The organism is Streptomyces sp. NPDC045678, from assembly GCF_056432085.1.
The window spans coordinates 835967-853807 of the sequence record NZ_JBWKJS010000001.1 but is presented as its reverse complement, the minus strand read 5'-3'; the positions used below and the strand labels follow the sequence as shown (position 1 = coordinate 853807).

Annotated in this window: 13 protein-coding genes; 10 read left to right on the top strand and 3 right to left on the bottom strand. The window is 72.1% G+C overall.

The annotated features are described in order from the left end of the window. Positions 1-292: 292 nt before the first annotated feature. From AC07DO_RS03740 to AC07DO_RS03715, 6 genes are all read left to right on the top strand, one after another. Positions 293-1528 carry a prenyltransferase/squalene oxidase repeat-containing protein gene (locus AC07DO_RS03740; protein WP_479056777.1) on the top strand — a complete coding sequence of 412 codons (1236 nt, stop codon included), beginning with the start codon at positions 293-295 and terminating at the stop codon, positions 1526-1528. Beyond that, positions 1525-2196 (top strand): SCO2322 family protein, encoded by a 672-nt coding sequence (locus tag AC07DO_RS03735; RefSeq protein ID WP_479056776.1) that lies wholly within the window; start codon positions 1525-1527, stop codon positions 2194-2196. The genes AC07DO_RS03740 and AC07DO_RS03735 overlap by 4 nt, the downstream gene beginning before the upstream one ends. Positions 2197-2238: 42 nt before the next feature. Further along, positions 2239-3546 (top strand): energy-coupling factor transporter transmembrane component T, encoded by a 1308-nt coding sequence (locus tag AC07DO_RS03730; protein ID WP_479056774.1) that lies wholly within the window; start codon positions 2239-2241, stop codon positions 3544-3546. Then, a complete protein-coding gene (locus AC07DO_RS03725; RefSeq protein WP_479056772.1) occupies positions 3543-5267 on the top strand; it encodes an ABC transporter ATP-binding protein in 1725 nt (574 codons plus the stop codon). The genes AC07DO_RS03730 and AC07DO_RS03725 overlap by 4 nt, the downstream gene beginning before the upstream one ends. Beyond that, positions 5264-6100 (top strand): ECF transporter S component, encoded by an 837-nt coding sequence (locus tag AC07DO_RS03720; protein WP_479056770.1) that lies wholly within the window; start codon positions 5264-5266, stop codon positions 6098-6100. The genes AC07DO_RS03725 and AC07DO_RS03720 overlap by 4 nt, the downstream gene beginning before the upstream one ends. 345 nt (positions 6101-6445) lie before the next feature. After that, on the top strand, positions 6446-6901 hold the full coding sequence (locus AC07DO_RS03715) for a lytic transglycosylase domain-containing protein (RefSeq protein WP_471319682.1): 456 nt from the start codon (positions 6446-6448) through the stop codon (positions 6899-6901). A gap of 139 nt (positions 6902-7040) precedes the next feature. Here the strand turns inward: AC07DO_RS03715 and AC07DO_RS03710 are convergent, their stop codons facing one another. Next, complete coding sequence (locus AC07DO_RS03710) at positions 7041-8336, bottom strand: alpha/beta hydrolase (RefSeq protein WP_479056768.1); 1296 nt, start codon at positions 8334-8336, stop codon at positions 7041-7043. 95 nt (positions 8337-8431) lie between these two features. Beyond that, the gene (locus AC07DO_RS03705) at positions 8432-9601 is read right to left on the bottom strand and encodes a steroid 3-ketoacyl-CoA thiolase (protein ID WP_471422579.1); all 1170 of its coding nucleotides are present in this window, start codon (positions 9599-9601) and stop codon (positions 8432-8434) included. A gap of 276 nt (positions 9602-9877) precedes the next feature. Between AC07DO_RS03705 and AC07DO_RS03700 the strand changes: the two genes are divergently transcribed. After that, complete coding sequence (locus AC07DO_RS03700) at positions 9878-11125, top strand: cytochrome P450 (RefSeq protein ID WP_479056766.1); 1248 nt, start codon at positions 9878-9880, stop codon at positions 11123-11125. A 166-nt stretch (positions 11126-11291) separates the two neighbouring features. Then, a complete protein-coding gene (locus tag AC07DO_RS03695; RefSeq protein WP_479056765.1) occupies positions 11292-12917 on the top strand; it encodes a hypothetical protein in 1626 nt (541 codons plus the stop codon). On the opposite strand, the gene AC07DO_RS03690 is transcribed toward AC07DO_RS03695, so the two are convergent. Then, positions 12868-14931: a bifunctional glycosyltransferase 87/phosphatase PAP2 family protein gene (locus tag AC07DO_RS03690; protein ID WP_479056763.1), complete on the bottom strand. Its 2064-nt coding sequence runs from the start codon at positions 14929-14931 to the stop codon at positions 12868-12870. The two genes, AC07DO_RS03695 and AC07DO_RS03690, sit on opposite strands and share 50 nt — an antisense overlap. Before the next feature lie 479 nt (positions 14932-15410). Between AC07DO_RS03690 and proP the strand changes: the two genes are divergently transcribed. Together proP and AC07DO_RS03680 are read left to right on the top strand one after the other, a co-directional pair. After that, positions 15411-16817: a glycine betaine/L-proline transporter ProP gene (proP, locus tag AC07DO_RS03685; protein ID WP_479057513.1), complete on the top strand. Its 1407-nt coding sequence runs from the start codon at positions 15411-15413 to the stop codon at positions 16815-16817. A 323-nt stretch (positions 16818-17140) separates the two neighbouring features. Continuing rightward, positions 17141-17818 (top strand): O-methyltransferase, encoded by a 678-nt coding sequence (locus AC07DO_RS03680; RefSeq protein ID WP_479056762.1) that lies wholly within the window; start codon positions 17141-17143, stop codon positions 17816-17818. Positions 17819-17841 lie beyond the last annotated feature (23 nt).

The following is a 17841-nucleotide window of genomic DNA, read 5'->3' as shown; positions in this document are numbered from 1 at the left end:
GAGTGAGCGCGTCGTCCTCACGTCCGCCAGGGGGAAGCCGGTGCGAATCCGGCGCTGCCCCTTCCCCAAGCTCTCGACTTCGCTCGAGCAGGGGATACCCCAATCCGTGTACGGGCCCAGACCTCAAGGGCCCGTGAGCCGGAATGCCCGGCGCGGAACGTGACCGGCTCGCTTCATCGGGGCCCCCGATGAGCGGCACCGTCGAGGTATACGGAGCCGGAGCCGCCCGGTCGCCGTGCTCGCACGGTCCGTGCCGCCCCGCTCCCCGCAGGGAGAGGCAACCCGCCCCATCATGAACGTTCGTCGCAGCGCAGCGGTCCTGGCCGCCGCCGTCGCCGTGTTCGGCTCGGCCGCGGCACCCGCCGCCTTCGCGGACGACGCGAAGCCGTCTCCGTCGGCCGCCCTCCCCTCGGGCCTCTACGGCAAGACCGACCCGAAGTTCGACGGCGTCTTCCGCCAGTCGTACGCCCTGCTCGCCCAGCACACCGAGGGCGTCGAGCCCGCCGGCAAGGCCGTGGACTGGCTGACCGGCCAGCAGTGCGCGAGCGGCGGCTTCGCGGCGTACCGCGCGGACTCGAGCGAGCCGTGCAACTCCAAGACGGCGGTCGACAGCAACTCCACCGCGGCCGCCGTGCAGGCGCTCGCCGCGCTCGGCGGCCAGGACAAGACGGTCAAGAAGAGCGTCGACTGGCTGAAGTCCGTGCAGAACAAGGACGGCGGCTGGGGCAACAACCCGGGGCTGCCCTCCGACGCGAACTCCACCGGCATCGTGGTCGGCGCGCTCGTCGCCGCGGGCCGGAACCCCGCCGACGTGAAGTCGCAGGACGGCAAGTCCGCCTACGACGCGCTGCCGAAGCTCGCCATGGACTGCGACAAGGACGGCGGCGCCTTCGGCCTCGCCGACATGAAGTCCGGCAAGTTGGCGCCGAATGCCTACGCCACCGCCGCCGGTGTCCTCGGCAGCCTCGGCAAGGGCCTCGTGGTCTCCGCCCCCAAGAAGTCCGCGGACACCGCGCCCAAGTGCGCGAAGCCGGACACCGCCACGCGGGCCGCGAGCAACGGCGTCGGCTATCTGCTCGACACCCTCGGCAAGACCGACGACCATCTGATGTCGTCGATGCCGGGCTCCACGGACCAGCCGGACTTCGGCACCACCGCCGACTCCGTGCTCGCCCTCGCCGCCGCCGGGCAGGGCGAGCGGGCGAAGAAGTCCGCCGAGTGGCTCGCGGAGAACTCCGCGGACTGGGCGAAGCAGTCGGGCCCGGCCGCGTACTCGAAGCTGATCTTCGCCGCGCACGCGGCCGGTATGGACGCGCGCGACTTCGGCGGCGCCGACCTCGTGAAGCAGCTGAACGCCACGGGCCCGGCCCCGGAGACCTCCTCCAAGTCCCCGTCGGACTCCGACGCGGACGAGAAGAAGGACGACGACGGCGGCGTCAGCGTCTGGTGGATCGTCGGCGTCGGCATGGTCGCGGGCATCGGCATCGGCTTCCTGTACAGCGGCAACCGCAAGAAGCAGCAGCCGTGACGCGGGGCCGTGTGCGGCGCGGGCGCCTGGCCGTCGGCGCGTTCCTCGCCGCGCTCCTGAGCGTCCTCGCCGCCGCGCCCGCCCAGGCCGCCGGTTACCGCTACTGGTCGTTCTGGGAGCGGGACGGCGAGCAGTGGACCTATGCCAGCCAGGGGCCGGGCACCGCGCGCCCCGAGGACGGCGACGTGCAGGGCTTCCGGTTCTCGGTCTCCGAGGACTCGAAGGACGCCGCGAAGCCGCGCGGCGCCGCCGCCTTCGACGCCATCTGCGAGGACACCCCGGCGAAGGACGGCCGGAAGCGCGTGGGCCTCGTCGTCGACTTCGGCACGGCGGGCGACGCCCCCGGCGGCGAGACGCCGCCGAAGCGGCGGACCGCCTGCGCGCAGGTCGGCGAGGACGCCACCAGCGCGGAGGCCCTCGCCTCCGTCGCCAAGCCGCTGCGCTACGACAGCAAGGCGCTGCTGTGCGCGATCGACGGCTACCCGAAGACGGGATGCGGCGAGCAGGTCGCCGACGGAACGTCCACGAAGGCGCAGCCGCAGACGGAGCCGGACAGTGCGGGTGACGGCGACGACGGCGGGCCCTCCGTCGGCCTGATCGCCGGGATCGCCGCCGTCGCGCTGCTCGGCGGTGCCGGGATCTGGCAGGCCCGCCGCCGCAGCGGCTGAGGCGCGGCCCGTACGGACAACGGACACGACACGGACAGCACCATGACGGACCACGGCAGCGGCGCGCCCGCCCTCCTGCGGCGCCGCCTCGCCCCCGAGGTGCACCGCGGCAACGCGCTGCACCCGGGCGCGTGGTGGGTGTGGGCCATCGGCCTCGGCACCGCGGCGTCCCGCACGACCAATCCGCTGCTGCTCGGCATGCTGATCGGCGTCGCGGGCTATGTGGTGGCGGCGCGGCGGACGTCGGCGCCGTGGGCGAAGTCGTACGGCGCGTTCGTGAAGCTGGGTCTGGTGGTCATCGCGATCCGGCTCGTCTTCGCGATCGTGCTCGGCTCGCCGATTCCCGGCACGCACACCGTCGTCACGCTGCCGGAGGTGCCGCTGCCCGACTGGGCGAGGGGCGTGCGGATCGGCGGCCGGGTGACGGCGGAGGGCCTCACCTTCGCGCTCTACGACGGCATCCGCCTTGCCGGCCTGCTGATCTGCGTCGGCGCGGCGAACGCGCTGGCCAGCCCGGCGCGGCTGCTGAAGTCGCTGCCGGGTGCGCTGTACGAGGTCGGGGTGGCGGTCGTCGTGGCGATGACGTTCGCGCCGAACCTGATCGTCGACGTGCAGCGTCTGCGCGCGGCGCGCCGCCTGCGCGGACGTCCCGACCGCGGGATCCGGGGCCTCCTCCAGGTCGGCCTCCCCGTCCTGGAAGGCGCGCTGGAGCGGTCGGTCGCGCTGGCCGCGGCGATGGACGCGCGCGGCTTCGGCCGGACGTCCCCCGTCCCTGCGGGGGTCCGCAGGGCGACGTCCGTCCTCACCCTCGGCGGTCTCATGGGCGTCTGCGTGGGTACGTACGGACTACTGACCGCACAGGGCACGTCCTACGGCCTGCCCGCCCTGGCCGTCGGCCTCCTCTGCGCACTCGCGGGCCTGCGACTCGGCGGCCGCCGCTCGGTGCGCACCCGCTACCGCCCCGACCCGTGGGGCGTCCGCGCCTGGCTGGTCGCCGGGTCCGGGGTCTCGGTGGCGGCGCTGACGATCTGGTCGGCGTCCCACGACCCCGCCGCCCTGCACCCCGGTGTCGTCCCCCTGGTGGCCCCCGCACTGCCGCTGTGGCCGGCGGCGGCGATCCTGCTGGGCCTCCTACCCGCCTTCGTGGCCCCGGCCCCCACGACAGACCCCTCACCCACCGACCCGAAGCAGCCGCCCCACGGCAGCGGAAACCACCGCGACACAACCCCGTACGACGCCCGCCCCGCCGCGTCATCCCGGCCCCGGGTCCATCCGTCGCCCGCCGCCTGGCGCAGGGTGCCCGCCACCGGTCGCCGCGATACGTCCGCTTCCCCCGAGGAGACCTCATGATCCGCTTCGAGGACGTCTCCGTGACCTACGACGGGGCGCCCCGGCCGACCGTCCAGGGCGTCGACCTCACCGTTCCGGAGGGCGAGCTCGTGCTGCTCGTGGGGCCGTCCGGGGTCGGGAAGTCGACGTTGCTCGGGACCGTCAGCGGGCTCGTGCCGCACTTCACCGGCGGCACCCTGCGCGGCCGCGTGACGGTGGCGGGGCGCGACACCCGTACGCACAAGCCGCGCGAGCTCGCCGACGTCGTCGGGACCGTGGGCCAGGACCCGCTCTCGCACTTCGTGACGGACACCGTCGAGGACGAGCTGGCGTACGGCATGGAGTCGCTGGGGCTCGCCCCGGACGTGATGCGGCGGCGCGTCGAGGAGACCCTCGACCTGCTCGGCCTCGCCGGTCTGCGCGACCGCCCCATCGCCACCCTCTCCGGCGGCCAGCAGCAGCGCGTCGCCATCGGCTCGGTCCTCACCCCGCACCCCCGGGTCCTCGTCCTCGACGAGCCGACGTCCGCCCTGGACCCCGCCGCCGCCGAAGAGGTCCTCGCCGTGCTCCAGCGGCTGGTGCACGATCTCGGTACGACCGTCCTGATGGCCGAGCACCGCCTGGAGCGGGTCGTGCAGTACGCGGACCAGGTGCTGCTGCTCGCCGCGCCGGGCGAGGCGCCGGTGCTCGGCGACCCCGCCGGGCTGATGGCCCGCTCCCCCGTCTTCCCGCCCGTGGTCGCCCTCGGCCGCATCGCGGGCTGGTCGCCGCTGCCGCTGACCGTGCGGGACGCGCGGCGCAGGGCGGGCCCGCTGCGGGAGAGGCTCGCGGGCGCGGAGCCGCGCCGGGAGGCACCGGTCGAGCCGGCCGCGGAGCGGGGGGCGGGGCGCCGGTGGTCCGGGCTGCGCAGGGAACGTACGGCGTCGGCACGGCGGGAAGCGGTCGCCGCCTCCGTCGAACGTCTCGCCGTGCGCCGCGGCCGCGTCGAGGCGCTGCGCCGCGTCGACCTCACCGTCACCCCCGGCGAGACCGTCGCCCTGATGGGCCGCAACGGCGCCGGGAAGTCCACGCTCCTGGCCGGCCTCGTCGGCCTCCTCGAACCCACGTCGGGCACCGTCCGCGTCGGCGGCGCCGTCCCCCACCGCACGTCCCCGCGGCAGCTGATCCGGCACGTCGGCCTGGTCCCGCAGGAACCGCGCGACCTGCTGTACGCGGACACCGTGGCCGCCGAGTGCGCGGCCGCCGACCACGACGCGGACGCGGCGCCCGGCACCTGCCGCGCCCTCGTGGACGAGCTGCTGCCGGGCATCGCGGACGACACGCACCCCCGTGACCTCTCCGAGGGCCAGCGTCTGACGCTCGCCCTGGCCATCGTCCTGACCACGCGCCCGCCCCTGCTGCTCCTCGACGAGCCGACCCGCGGCCTCGACTACGCGGCCAAGACCCGCCTTGTCACGGTCCTGCGCGGGCTCGCCGCCGAGGGGCACGCGATCCTGCTCGCCACGCACGACGTGGAGCTGGCCGCCGAGATCGCCCACCGCGTGGTGATCCTCGCGGACGGCGAGGTCGTCGCGGACGGCCCGACCGAGCAGATCGTGGTGTCGTCGCCGTCCTTCGCGCCGCAGGTCACAAAAATCCTGGCGCCGCAGGAATGGCTGACGGTCTCGGAGGTCCGGGAGGCCCTCCGCGGGAGTGAACGGGTACGGCAGGCGTCCGACGCGGAGGGAGGCGAGGCGTCGTGACCGTCGTGCCGAAACCGCGTGGTCAGGCCCGGCCGGTCCGCCTGGGCCCCCGCTCGGTCGCCGCTCTCGCCCTGGTCAGCGCCGTCGGCGTGGCCGCGTTCGGGTGGCCGCTGCTCGCGGCGGGCGACTCGGGGCTGAGCGAGCACGCGCAGGACGCGCCCTGGCTGTTCGCCGCGCTGCTTCCGCTGCTGCTCGCCGTCGTCGTGGCGACCATCGCGGACGTCGGTCTCGACGCGAAGGCCATCGCGATGCTCGGCGTGCTCGCCGCGGCGGGCGCCGCGCTGCGGCCGCTGGGCGCGGGGACGGCGGGCATCGAGCCGATGTTCTTCCTGATGGTGCTGAGCGGGCGCGTGCTCGGGCCGGGCTTCGGGTTCGTGCTGGGGGCGGTGTCGATGTTCGCGTCGGCGCTCCTGACGGGCGGCGTGGGGCCGTGGATGCCGTTCCAGATGCTGTCGATGGGCTGGGTCTGCATGGGCGCGGGGCTGCTCCCTGGCCCCGACACCCTGCGCGGCCGCGGCGAGCTGTGGCTGCTCGCGACCTACGGAGCGGTGGCCTCCGTCCTGTACGGCACGGTGATGAACCTCCAGGGCTGGCCCTACCTCGGCGGCCTCGCCACCGGCGTCTCCTTCGTGCCGGGCGACCCCCTCGTGGAGAACCTGGGCCGGTTCGCCGCCTACTGCCTGGCGACCTCGCTGGGCTGGGACCTGCCGCGGGCGGTCGTCACCGTCCTGCTGAGCCTCGCGCTCGGTCCCGCCGTCCTGAAGGCGCTGCGCCGGGCCACGCGCCGGGCCGCGTTCGAGGCGCCGGTCACATTCGAGGCGCCAGAGCCGTAGGGGTCCCGACGCGCTCCGTTACATCGAGGGCCTTCCCGAGTGAGGCGGCCCACAGGACGTTGGTCCTCTACTAAGGAGGCCCGTAGATCACGTTCCTTGATGTGCATGCGTCAATTACCGCGCTGACCTGCGATTTGAGAGCCAGGTCACACGAAGGACATTCGGCGCGGATGCGACTTCCACTAGTAAATGGGGTCATTGCGGCGACGTAACAGCCCTGCTTCTCTGGATGAGTCGCACGGCGCCGACAGCCCACCCGGGCCTCGGCGCCGCCGCATGTCCCCCACACTTCCGTGTCGGACGGCGTGCACCGCGACAGCCCCGTTCCCCACCGGAAGGTCCTCTGTGTCCGCCTCGCTCATCCGCCGCATCGCTTCCCCGAAGAAGGCCATCACCGGCGGCCTCGTCGCCGCTGCCGCTTCCGGCATGGTCTTCGCCGCGGCCCCGGCCCAGGCAGCCACCCCGACCACCGCGAAGGCCGCCGCCCCGGCCGCCGCGCCCGCCGCCGCCCCCGCGTCCGCCAAGGCGATCGCCAAGAAGAAGATCCCGGACCCGGCGCAGTTCGCCGCGTTCGACAAGATCGTCTCGCACGAGAGCGGCTGGAACCCGAGCGCCACGAACTCCTCCTCCGGCGCCTACGGCCTGGTCCAGGCCCTGCCCGCCTCGAAGATGGCGTCGGCGGGTTCGGACTGGAAGACCAACCCGGAGACCCAGATCGAGTGGGGCCTCAAGTACATGAACGACCGCTACGGCAGCCCCGTCGACGCGTGGAACCACTGGCAGGCGAACGGCTGGTACTGAGCAGCCGGCGCAGCCCGCCACTGAGAGAGGCGGCAACCCCCACGGGGTTGCCGCCTCTTTCGCGTACCGCACCTTTCTCTCGCGTACCGCATCTTTCTTTCGCGAACCACGTCCTTCTTTCGCGTACCGCCCCAGCCGCCTACGACCCCGCCGTCGCGAACCACCGCGCGATCTTCGGCGCCGCCTTGCCCACCGACTTCATGTGCGCCACCCCGCCCTGGTCCAGGACCGGCGCCCGCACCCCGTGCGCGGCCAGGGTCGCCGCGCAGCTGCGGGCGTTCTGGATGGGCACGTCGGTGTCGCCGCGCGCGGCGTAGAGCCGTACCGGAGCCGCCGGCTTCCAGTCGCAGAAGCCGTCGTTCGCCGTCAGCGCCTCCTTCAGGCCGCCCGTCGGCTGCTGCATGCGCTCGTAGAAGTCGGGTGTGAGCAGTTCCTTCAGCGTCCCGGGCAGTGCGGGCAGGACCTCCTCCTCGCTGTGCCGGCCGTCGAAGAGCTGCTCGACCCGGTCCGCGTAGGGGGCACGGAACACGTCCGAGGGGTCCTTGTAGATCGAGTGCAGGCGGTTCTGGGCGACCAGGAAGTACGAGAGGTAGAAGACGGCGCTCGTGTCGTTGACCCGGCCGTCGAGGAGGGCGGGGAACTCCTCGCCCGACAGGTCGTAGGGGCCGCTGACGGGGGCGACGGCGCGCACGGTGAACCCGGAGAGCCCGCGGCCCGCCTCCCGTGCGAGCGCCATCGTCACCTGGCCGCCCTGCGAGAACCCGGTGAGGTACAGGTCCCCGGAGAGCGTGCGTCCCTCGCGCTGCGCCGCGGTGCGGGAGGCGCGCAGCATGTCCTCGGATGCGGTGACGGCCGAGTGCGCGTCCATGTACGGGTGGACGCCGGGGCCCTTGCCGAGCCCGAGGTAGTCGGGTGCGGCGACGGCTTTGCCCGCGGCGGCGTGGAGGTAGGGGTTGAGCCGCCCGAAGTCCTCGCTGACCGAGGGCGCGTAGTCGCGGTGGACCATCGTGCCGTGGGCGTCGGAGACGAGGCCGAGGGCGCGGTGTCGCTGGGTCTCGGACTGGGCCTTGGGCAGCACGAACAGGCCGGTGGCGGTGGTCGGGCGGCCCTGGGGGTCGACGGTGCGGTAGGTGAGGCGGTACGCCCGCACGCCGTACCGCACCGTCGCCGTGCCGAACTCGCCCTTCTTCAGGAAGGCGGCGACCTCGGCGCGGCTCAGGTCGGCGACCGGGGTGACGTGCAGGAGGGCGCCCCGGTCGGCGCGGTGTGCGGCGGCGGGGCGCCCCTCGGCACCGTCGGCGGCCTGTGCGGCGGGCGCGGCGGTGAGTCCGGCGAGCCCCGCGAGCATCAGCGCGGCGAGGGCGGCGCCCCCTCGGCGTACGGAACGGGCGTGACCGGGCGTGGAGTTCGTGGTGTTCGTGCACTCGGCGTTCATGGGTATGACGTTACGAAGGGTCACCGTCACGGCGACATCCGAGAACCCCCCGGCAGTGGGGTGTACCTGACACCACCGGTGAACGGTGCCTGGAGCTACAGCCGCTGAATGATCGTCCCCGTCGCCACCGCCCCGCCCGCGCACATCGTGATGAGCGCGAACTCCTTGTCCCTGCGCTCCAGTTCGTGCAGTGCCGTCGTGATGAGCCGCGCCCCCGTCGCCCCCACCGGATGGCCGAGGGCGATCGCGCCGCCGTTGACGTTGACCTTCTCCAGGTCCTGGCCGAAGACCTGCGCCCAGCTCAGCACCACCGACGCGAACGCCTCGTTGATCTCCACGATGTCGATGTCCTTCAGGGACATCCCCGCCTTGCCGAGCACCGCGCGCGTCGCGTCGACGGGCCCGTCGAGGTGGAAGTGCGGATCGGCGCCGACGAGCGCCTGCGCGACGATGCGCGCCCTCGGCTTCAGCTTGAGGGCCCGCGCCATCCGCTTGGACGCCCACATGAGGGCCGCCGCGCCGTCCGAGATCTGCGAGGAGTTGCCCGCGGTGTGCACGGCGGTCGGCATGACCGGCTTGAGGCGGGCGAGCCCCTCCATCGTGGTGTCGCGCAGCCCTTCGTCACGGTCGACGAGCCGCCACATGCCCTGCCCCGCGGCCTGCTCCTCCTCCGTGGTGGGCACCTGCACGGCGAACGTCTCGCGTTTGAAGCGCTCCTCGGCCCAGGCGACGGCCGCGCGCTCCTGCGAGATGAGGCCGAGCGAGTCCACGTTCTCGCGGGTGAGGCCGCGCTTGCGGGCGATGCGCTCGGCGGCCTCGAACTGGTTGGGCAGGTCGACGTTCCACTCGTCGGGGAAGGGCTTGCCGGGGCCGTGCTTGGAGCCGGAGCCGAGCGGCACCCGTGACATCGCCTCGACGCCGCAGCTGATGCCGACGTCGATGACGCCGGCCGCGACCATGTTGGCGACCATGTGGCTCGCCTGCTGGGAGGAGCCGCACTGGCAGTCGACGGTGGTCGCCGCGGTCTCGTACGGCAGCCCCATGGTGAGCCAGGCCGTGCGCGCGGGGTTCATGGACTGCTCCCCGGCATGGGTCACCGTGCCGCCGACGATCTGCTCGACGCAGTCGGCGTGGATGCCGGTGCGGCCGAGGAGTTCGCGGTAGGTCTCACCGAGCAGATAGGCGGGGTGGAGATTGGCGAGCGCCCCTGAGCGCTTGCCGATGGGCGTGCGTACTGCTTCGACGATGACGGGTTCCGCGGCCATGGGCTCGTCCTCCCTCTCCACGTCCCGCGAGCCGTCCCGGCGGCTCGCGAGTGGAACTAGTACGCGTTCTAGTTCTGTCCTGCAGTCTGCTGAGCGGGACCGGGGTGCCGCAAGGGTCTTGCACGCATTGCGCGCGGGACCCGCACGCAACCGGACCCGCTCTGGCCCTTGCCTCTTGTAGAACCCGTTACTACCTTGCGAGCCAGCTGCCCTGATGGACCGTCAGGAGCCCGAGAGACCCGACCGTCGGAAATCAGCCCACGCCTGGAGTTGCCGATGCCCTGTCCCGCGCTGCCCGACGGGTTCGACTTCACCGACCCCGACCTGCTCCAAGAACGCGTCCCCCTGCCGGAGTTCGCACGGCTGCGGCAGGCGGAACCGGTGCGCTGGATCAGCCAGCGGCCGCGGATATCCGGCTACGACGACGCGGGCTACTGGGCCGTCACCCGCCACGAGGACGTCAAGTACGTGTCCACCCATCCCGAGTTGTACTCCTCGAACCTCAACACCGCGATCATCCGCTTCAACGAGACGATCACCCGCGATCAGATCGAAGTCCAGAAGATGATCATGCTCAACATGGATCCGCCCGAGCACACCCGGGTCCGCCAGATCGTGCAGCGCGGCTTCACCCCGCGCGCCATCCGCTCGCTGGAGGACGCGCTGCGCGACCGCGCCGGGTCCATCGTCGAGACGGCGCTGGAGAACGCGGGCACCGACGGCTCCTTCGACTTCGTGACGAACGTCGCCGTCGAGCTGCCGCTCCAGGCCATCGCCGAGCTCATCGGCGTACCCCAGGCGGACCGCTCCAAGATCTTCGACTGGTCCAACAAGATGGCGGCCTACGACGATCCCGAGTACGCCATCACCGAGGAGGTCGGGGCCGAGGCCGCGATGGAGATCGTCTCCTACGCGATGAACCTCGCCGCCGCCCGCAAGGAGTGCCCCGCCAAGGACATCGTCAGCCAGCTGGTGGCGGCCGAGGACGAGGGCAACCTCTCCTCCGACGAATTCGGCTTCTTCGTGATCCTGCTCGCCGTGGCCGGCAACGAGACCACCCGCAACGCCATCACCCACGGCATGCACGCCCTCCTGACCCATCCGGACCAGTGGGAGCTCTACAAACGCGAGCGCCCGGCGACCACGGCGGAGGAGATCGTGCGCTGGGCGACCCCCGTGGTCTCCTTCCAGCGCACCGCCACCCAGGACACGGAGCTCGGCGGGGCACGGATCAAGAAGGGCGACCGGGTCGGCATCTTCTACTCCTCGGCCAACCACGACCCCGAGGTGTTCGAATCGCCCGAGAAGTTCGACGTCACCCGCGACCCCAACCCGCACCTCGGCTTCGGCGGCGGAGGCCCGCACTTCTGCCTCGGCAAGTCCCTCGCGGTCCTGGAGATCAACCTCATCTTCAACGCCATCGCCGACGCCATGCCGGGCCTGCACCTGACCGGCGACCCGCGCAGACTCCGCTCCGCCTGGCTGAACGGGGTCAAGGAGCTCCGGGTCGGCACGCGGCCGTGAGAAGTCGGCACACGGCCGTGAGGAGTCGGCACACGGCCGTGAGCCGATAGAGCGTCATAAGGCGACCTATCAGGTCAATTACATTTACGGAACCAACGTTTCCGTTGCATCCGGCGTCTGTGGAAGTGAACCTTGCCTTCCCCGGACTCGAACGGAAACGGTGGCCGTGGCCTCTGCCGACGTAACGCTCGCCCCGTCCGACAGCACGTCCACGGGCCGGAACTCACCCTTCCGGCCCTTCTTGCGGCGCCACCGCGTCCCCCTCCTGGCCACGCTCCCCACCCTCCCCCTGTACGCCGTGTGGGCGGCGTTCCTCGCCACGGGCGGCGGCGACCTCGCGGCGCAGGAGGCGTGGGCGCGGTTCGCGTCCGAGCACGGCACTGCCGCGTACAACCTGTTCTGGTACGGCGGCATGCACACCGCCAACTACAGCCTCATCTCGCCGTACCTGATGGCGGCGCTCGGCGTGCGGACCGTCACGGTGGTCTCCGGTGTCGCGGGCGCCTGGCTGGTCGCCGCCCTGATCGCGCGCTCCGGCATCCGAAGACCGCTGTGGCCCGCCGTGCTCGCGTCGCTCGCGGTGTGGTGCAACGTCGCATCGGGGCGCACGACGTTCGCGCTCGGTCTCGCCTTCGCGCTCGCGGCCTGCCTCGCCCTGGTGCGGCAGCGGCGCACGGCGGTCGCGGTGGTGTGCGCGGCGCTGGCCACCATGGGCTCCCCGGTCGCGGGGCTGTTCCTCGTCGTGGCGGGCGCGGGGTACTTCTTCGTACGCGACTGGGTGCGGTCGGCCGCGCTGATCCTGCCGCCGTTCCTGGTCGTCGCGGCGACCACGGTGCTCTTTCCGTTCACCGGCGAGCACCTGATGCCGTTCGACCGGATCTTCCCGCCCGTCCTGTTCAGCCTGGCGCTCATCGTCGCCGGGCCGCGCGAGTGGCGGGTGCTGCGGTGGGGCGCGGGCGTCTACGCGGCCGGGACCGTCCTGACGTACCTCATCCCCTCCCCCATCGGCACCAACGTCGAACGGCTCGCGGAGCTGGTGGGGCCCGCGCTGCTGCTCGCCGCCCTGCTCGTGCCGGGTCTGACCCGGGCCCGCAGGATCGTCCTGGCGGTGGCGCTCGTGCTGTCCTCGGCGTGGGTGACGCAGAAGACCTTCGACGACCTCGTGGTGTCGACGAAGGTGCCGAAGTGGGCGGTCGACACGCACGGCGTGGTGCGGGAGCTGGAGCGCCTGGAGGCCAACCGCACCCGCGTCGAGGTCGTCCCGACCCGCAACCACCGCGAGGCGACCGCGCTGGCCCCGTACGTGAACATGGCGCGGGGCTGGAACCGCCAGCTCGACATCGAGCGCGGCCGGCTCTTCTACGACGGTTCGTTCTCGGCCGCCACCTACCGCGCCTGGCTCGACCGGTGGGCCGTCGGATACGTGGTGCTGCCCGCGGGCAAGCCCGACGGCTACGCCGAGGACGAGGCGGAGCTGGTGGCGAGCCGGCCCACGTGGCTGGAACCGGTGTGGAAGGACGCGCACTGGCAGATCTTCAGGGTGAAGGACCCGGTGCCGCTGGTCTCCGCACCGGCGGCCGTCGTCCGCTCCACCGGGTCGAACGTGGTGGTGCGGGTGCCGAAGCGCGGTTCGGTGACGCTGCGTCTCGTGTACTCGCCGTGGCTCAGGGCCGAGGGGGCCTGTCTGAAGCCGCACGGCGAGTTCACGCTTCTGTCGGTACCGGCGCCCGGCACCTACGAGATCAGCTCGGGGTACGGTCCCTCGCGGAAACGGCCTTCGACGTGCCGGTGACGGGCTCCGCGCCCCTGACCCGCTTCAGCGGCTGCCGCACCCGCGGCCCCGACAGCACGTAGGTCAGGCCGAAGCCCACGCCCACGACGGCCGCGCCGCCCACCGCGTCGAGGACCCAGTGGTTGCCGGTGCCGACGATCGCGCAGACCGTGAAGAACGGGTGCAGCAGGCCGAGCGCCTTCATCCACCACCGCGGCGCGATGACCGCGATGACCAGACCGCACCACAGCGACCAGCCGAAGTGCAGCGAGGGCATCGCCGCGTACTGGTTGGTGAGCTGCGTCAGCGTGCCGTAGTCCGGCTGGGTGAAGTCCTGCACGCCGTGCACGGTGTCGATGAAGCCGAGCTCCGGCATCAGGCGCGGCGGGGCGAGCGGGTAGGCCCAGAAGCCGATGAGGGCGAGGACGGTCGCGAAGCCGAGCGCGGAGCGCGCCCAGCGGTAGTCGGCGGGCCTGCGGACGTAGAGGACGGCGAGGACGCTCAGCGGCACCAGGAAGTGGAACGACGTGTAGTAGAAGTTGAAGAAGTCCTCCATCCAGCCGGTCCGCGCCGTCAGGTGGTTGAACCAGTGCTCGATGTCGATGTGCAGGAACCGCTCGATCGCGTGGACCTGCGCGCCGTGGTGCTCCGCGTCGGCCCGGCCCCCGGAGATCGTGCCGCCCGTCGCCGCGAGCCTGACCTGCTGGTACGCGGAGTAGCCGACGCGTATGAGGAGCAGTTCGAGCAGCAGGTTCGGGCGGGCGAGGACGCGCCGCCAGAACGGGACGAGCGGGATCCGGCTCCAGCGGGCCGGGACGGGCTCGGCGTACTCGGTGGGGATGGGCTCGCGGTACTGCGGGTGGGACCGGGACAGGAACGGCACGACGACGGCCGCGGCGAGCGCCGCGATCAGCACGATGTTGTCGCGGATCGGCGCGGTGACCGACATGTTCGGCAGCATCATCTTGGCGGGCAGCGTCGACACGAGGATGACGGCCACCGGCCACATATAGCGGTCGGACCGGCGCTTGCCGACCCGGCCGACCACCGCGAAGAGCACCCACAGGAGCTGGTGCTGCCAGGTGGTCGGCGACACCGCGACGGCGACGCAGCCGGTGATCGCGACGGCCAGGAGCAGCTGCCCGTCCCGCGCGTAGCGCACGGCGCGGCGCAGGCCGACGGCGACGACGCCCGCGCCGAGCAGCAGGAATACGGCTGTCTCCAGGGGGCCTTCGAGGCCGGCGCGGAGCAGCATGCCGTGCAGCGACTGGTTGGCGTTGGCGTCCGGATCGGCTCCGAGGCCGGTGCCGGCCAGGTGGTGGATCCAGTACGTCGCCGAGTCGCTCGGCATCGCGGCCCAGGCGAGCGCGGTGACGGCGGCGAAGGAGCCGGCGGTGGCGGCGGCCGCCTGCTTGCGGCCGGTGAACCAGAGCAGCACCGCGAAGAGCAGCATGGTGGGCTGCAGGGCGGCGGCGACGCCGATCAGAACACCGCAGCTCCGCTGCCCGCGGACCGCGAAGAGGCCGAGCAGGACGAGCAGGACCGGCAGGATGCTGGTCTGGCCGAGGTACAGGGTGTTGCGGACCGGCAGCGACAGGATGAGCAGACTGACCGCCACCGGGGCGGCGAGCAGTGACGTGCGGCGGCTGACGGGGTGCGGCAGGGCGCGGGCGGCGACCACACCGAGCACGACGACGAGTCCGAGCGTGCCGAACGTCCACCCCCAGCCGAGCGCCTGCTCGCCCGCACGGGTGAGGGGCTTGAGGACGAGTCCGGCGAACGGTGTGCCGGTGAACTTGTCCGCGTCGTAGAAGGATCCGTTCACGTGCAGGACGCCCTCGGGGCCGATCCACGTCTCCAGATCCGTCAGCCGGTCGCCCTCGGGCGTCCGCAGGACGACGGCGACCTGCCGGATCGCGAGGACGGCGGCGACCAGCCAGAGGACGACACGGGCCGCTCCCGTCCGCGCCCCGGGTCCACCGGTCTGTCCCGTTCCCAGGACTTCCCCCGGCCCCCTGTGCTCAACGTTCGCCACGCCCCGTCGACCCTCCCGCCCGCGTCAGTCCTCGCCTCTGATGTGAAGTTCTCGTCCCGGATGTGGGGACGCACGCAACCACCATTTCACCTGGCAGCCACATCGCTTTCTATCGCTTCATCCGGAACGCCCGACAGGGCCCCCGCCCGACACCGGCGGTTCCCGGCCCCTGGTCAGGGGCGATGTGGACCCCGGGCGTCCACGGTTCCAGGTCTCGGCCGCGACAAAGATCACATGGGTGCATAACCCCCGCCACCCGGGGAAAAGCCGTTTGACCTGCATAGCAGCGGTTTTGCGTCACTGTGCTGCCGACCGGACACCGACCGTAATGATGCCGCTTGCACCTATGGTCGCTTTTCGGGCCGCTCCGGGTGACCGGATGCGGCCTCGTCCTTGTCGTCGACCGAAAGCAGGCGAGCGAACCCTTGGCGAGCGCCACTCCCGTCGCACTACGGAAGCCCGAGCCGTCGGACGCGCCCCTGCCCCGGCAGCGAGGCGAGGCGGCCACCGGCCAGGACGCCGCCGCCGGCGTCACCGTCACGGATCCCGCGATGGTGAAGCGCGCGGTGAAGGCGGCCGCCCTCGGCAACGCGATGGAGTGGTTCGACTTCGGCGTCTACAGCTACATCGCCGTGACCCTCGGCAAGGTCTTCTTCCCCTCGGGCAACCCGACGGCGCAGCTGCTCTCCGCGTTCGGCGCGTTCGCCGCGGCCTTCCTGATCCGGCCGCTCGGCGGCATGGTCTTCGGCCCGCTCGGCGACCGCGTCGGCCGCCAGAAGGTCCTCGCGCTCACCATGATCATGATGGCGGCGGGCACGTTCGCCATCGGCCTGATCCCGTCGTACGCGTCGATCGGCGTCTGGGCGCCGGTGCTGCTCCTCGCGGCCCGGCTGGTGCAGGGCTTCTCCACGGGCGGCGAGTACGCGGGGGCTTCGACGTTCATCGCCGAGTACGCGCCCGACAAGAAGCGGGGCTTCCTCGGCAGCTGGCTTGAATTCGGCACGCTGGCGGGGTACATCGGCGGTGCGGGCCTGGTCACCCTGATGACGGCCCTGCTCTCCACCGACGACCTTTTGTCCTGGGGCTGGCGCATCCCGTTCCTGATCGCGGGCCCGATGGGCCTGATCGGCCTCTACCTGCGCATGAAGCTGGAGGAGACCCCGGCGTTCGCCGCCGAACTGGAGAAGGCGCACAAGGACGAGCAGACCCGCGCGAAGGTGCGGCTGCGCGACATGGTCACGGGCCAGTGGAAGGCCCTCCTCCTCTGCATGGGCCTGGTCCTCGTCTTCAACGTCACGGACTACATGCTGCTGTCGTACATGCCGAGCTACCTGACCAGCGAGCTCAAGTACGACGAGACGCACGGCCTCCTGGTCATCCTGGCCGTCATGGCACTGATGATGTGCGTCCAGCCCTTCATGGGGGCGCTCACGGACCGGGTGGGCCGCCGCCCGGTCATCGCCGCGGGCTGCGCGGGCTTCTTCCTGCTCTCGGTCCCGGCCCTCCTCCTGATCCGCGACGGCTCCCTGTGGGCGATCGCCCTGGGCCTCGGCGCGCTCGGCATGCTCCTGGTCTGTTTCACGGCCTCGATGCCGTCGGCCCTCCCGGCCCTCTTCCCCACGAAGGTCCGCTACGGCTCGCTCTCCATCGGTTTCAACATCTCCGTCTCCGTCTTCGGCGGCACGACCCCGCTGATCGTGACGGCCCTGATCGGCGCGACGGGCGACAAGATGATGCCCGCGTACTACATGATGGCGGCGGCGGTGATCGGCGGAATCGCCGTCTGGTACATGACGGAATCGGCCGGCAAGCCGCTGCCGGGCTCGCCGCCGGCGGTCGAGACGCCCACCGAGGCGCGAACGATGGCTCCGCGCCCAACCAACTAACACCCGCGGCCCGCGACGGCGAGAGATCGGCCGTACGCCGCCCGCGCCCCTGGCGGGGCTGAACGGGGTCGGGGAGTGGGACCACCCAGGGGCGCGGGGAACTGCGCATCTTTAGGGGCGCGGGGAACTGCGCGACCAGCCACAGCCGGACCGGCATCTCTAAGGGGCGCGGGGAACTGCGCATCTTTTAGGGGCGCGGGGAACTGCGCGAGCAACCCCCACCGCCCCGCAGGGATCACGCCCCCGTCGGCAAGGCGACCTGAGAAACTGACGGGACAGTCGCACAGTCCGACCACCGCTCAGCCGAAGGGAACGCCGGACACATGACCCAGGAACAGTGGGACTCCGTCGACGACTACTTCACCGGCCTCCTCGCCCCCGCCGACGCCGCCCTGACCGCCGCCCTCCGCGACAGCGACGCCGCCGGCCTGCCACGCATCGCCGTCGCCCCGAACCAGGGCAAGCTGCTCCACCTCCTCGCCCAGATCCAGGGCGCCCGCCGCATCCTGGAGATCGGCACCCTCGGCGGCTACAGCACCATCTGGCTGGCCCGCGCCCTGCCCGCCGACGGCCGCCTCATCACCCTCGAGTACAACCCCGAGCACGCCGACGTGGCCCGCGGCAACATCGCCCGCGCCGGACTCGACAAGATCGCCGAAGTCCGCGTCGGCCCCGCCCTGGACTCGCTCACCGTGCTCGGCGCCGAACACGCCGCGCACCCCGAACCCTTCGACCTCGTCTTCATCGACGCCGACAAGGCGAACAACGCGCACTACCTGCAGTGGGCGCTCGAACTCACCCGCCCCGGAAGCCTGATCATCCTCGACAACGTCGTACGGGGCGGCGCGGTGACCGACGCCACCAGCACCGACCCGGCCATCCTCGGCACCCGCTCCGCACTCGAACTCATCGCGGACCACCCCAAGTTGAACGGCACGGCGGTGCAGACGGTGGGCACCAAGGGATACGACGGCTTCGCACTGGCCCGCGTACTCGGCTGACGCGCCCCACGAAACCCCAGGGG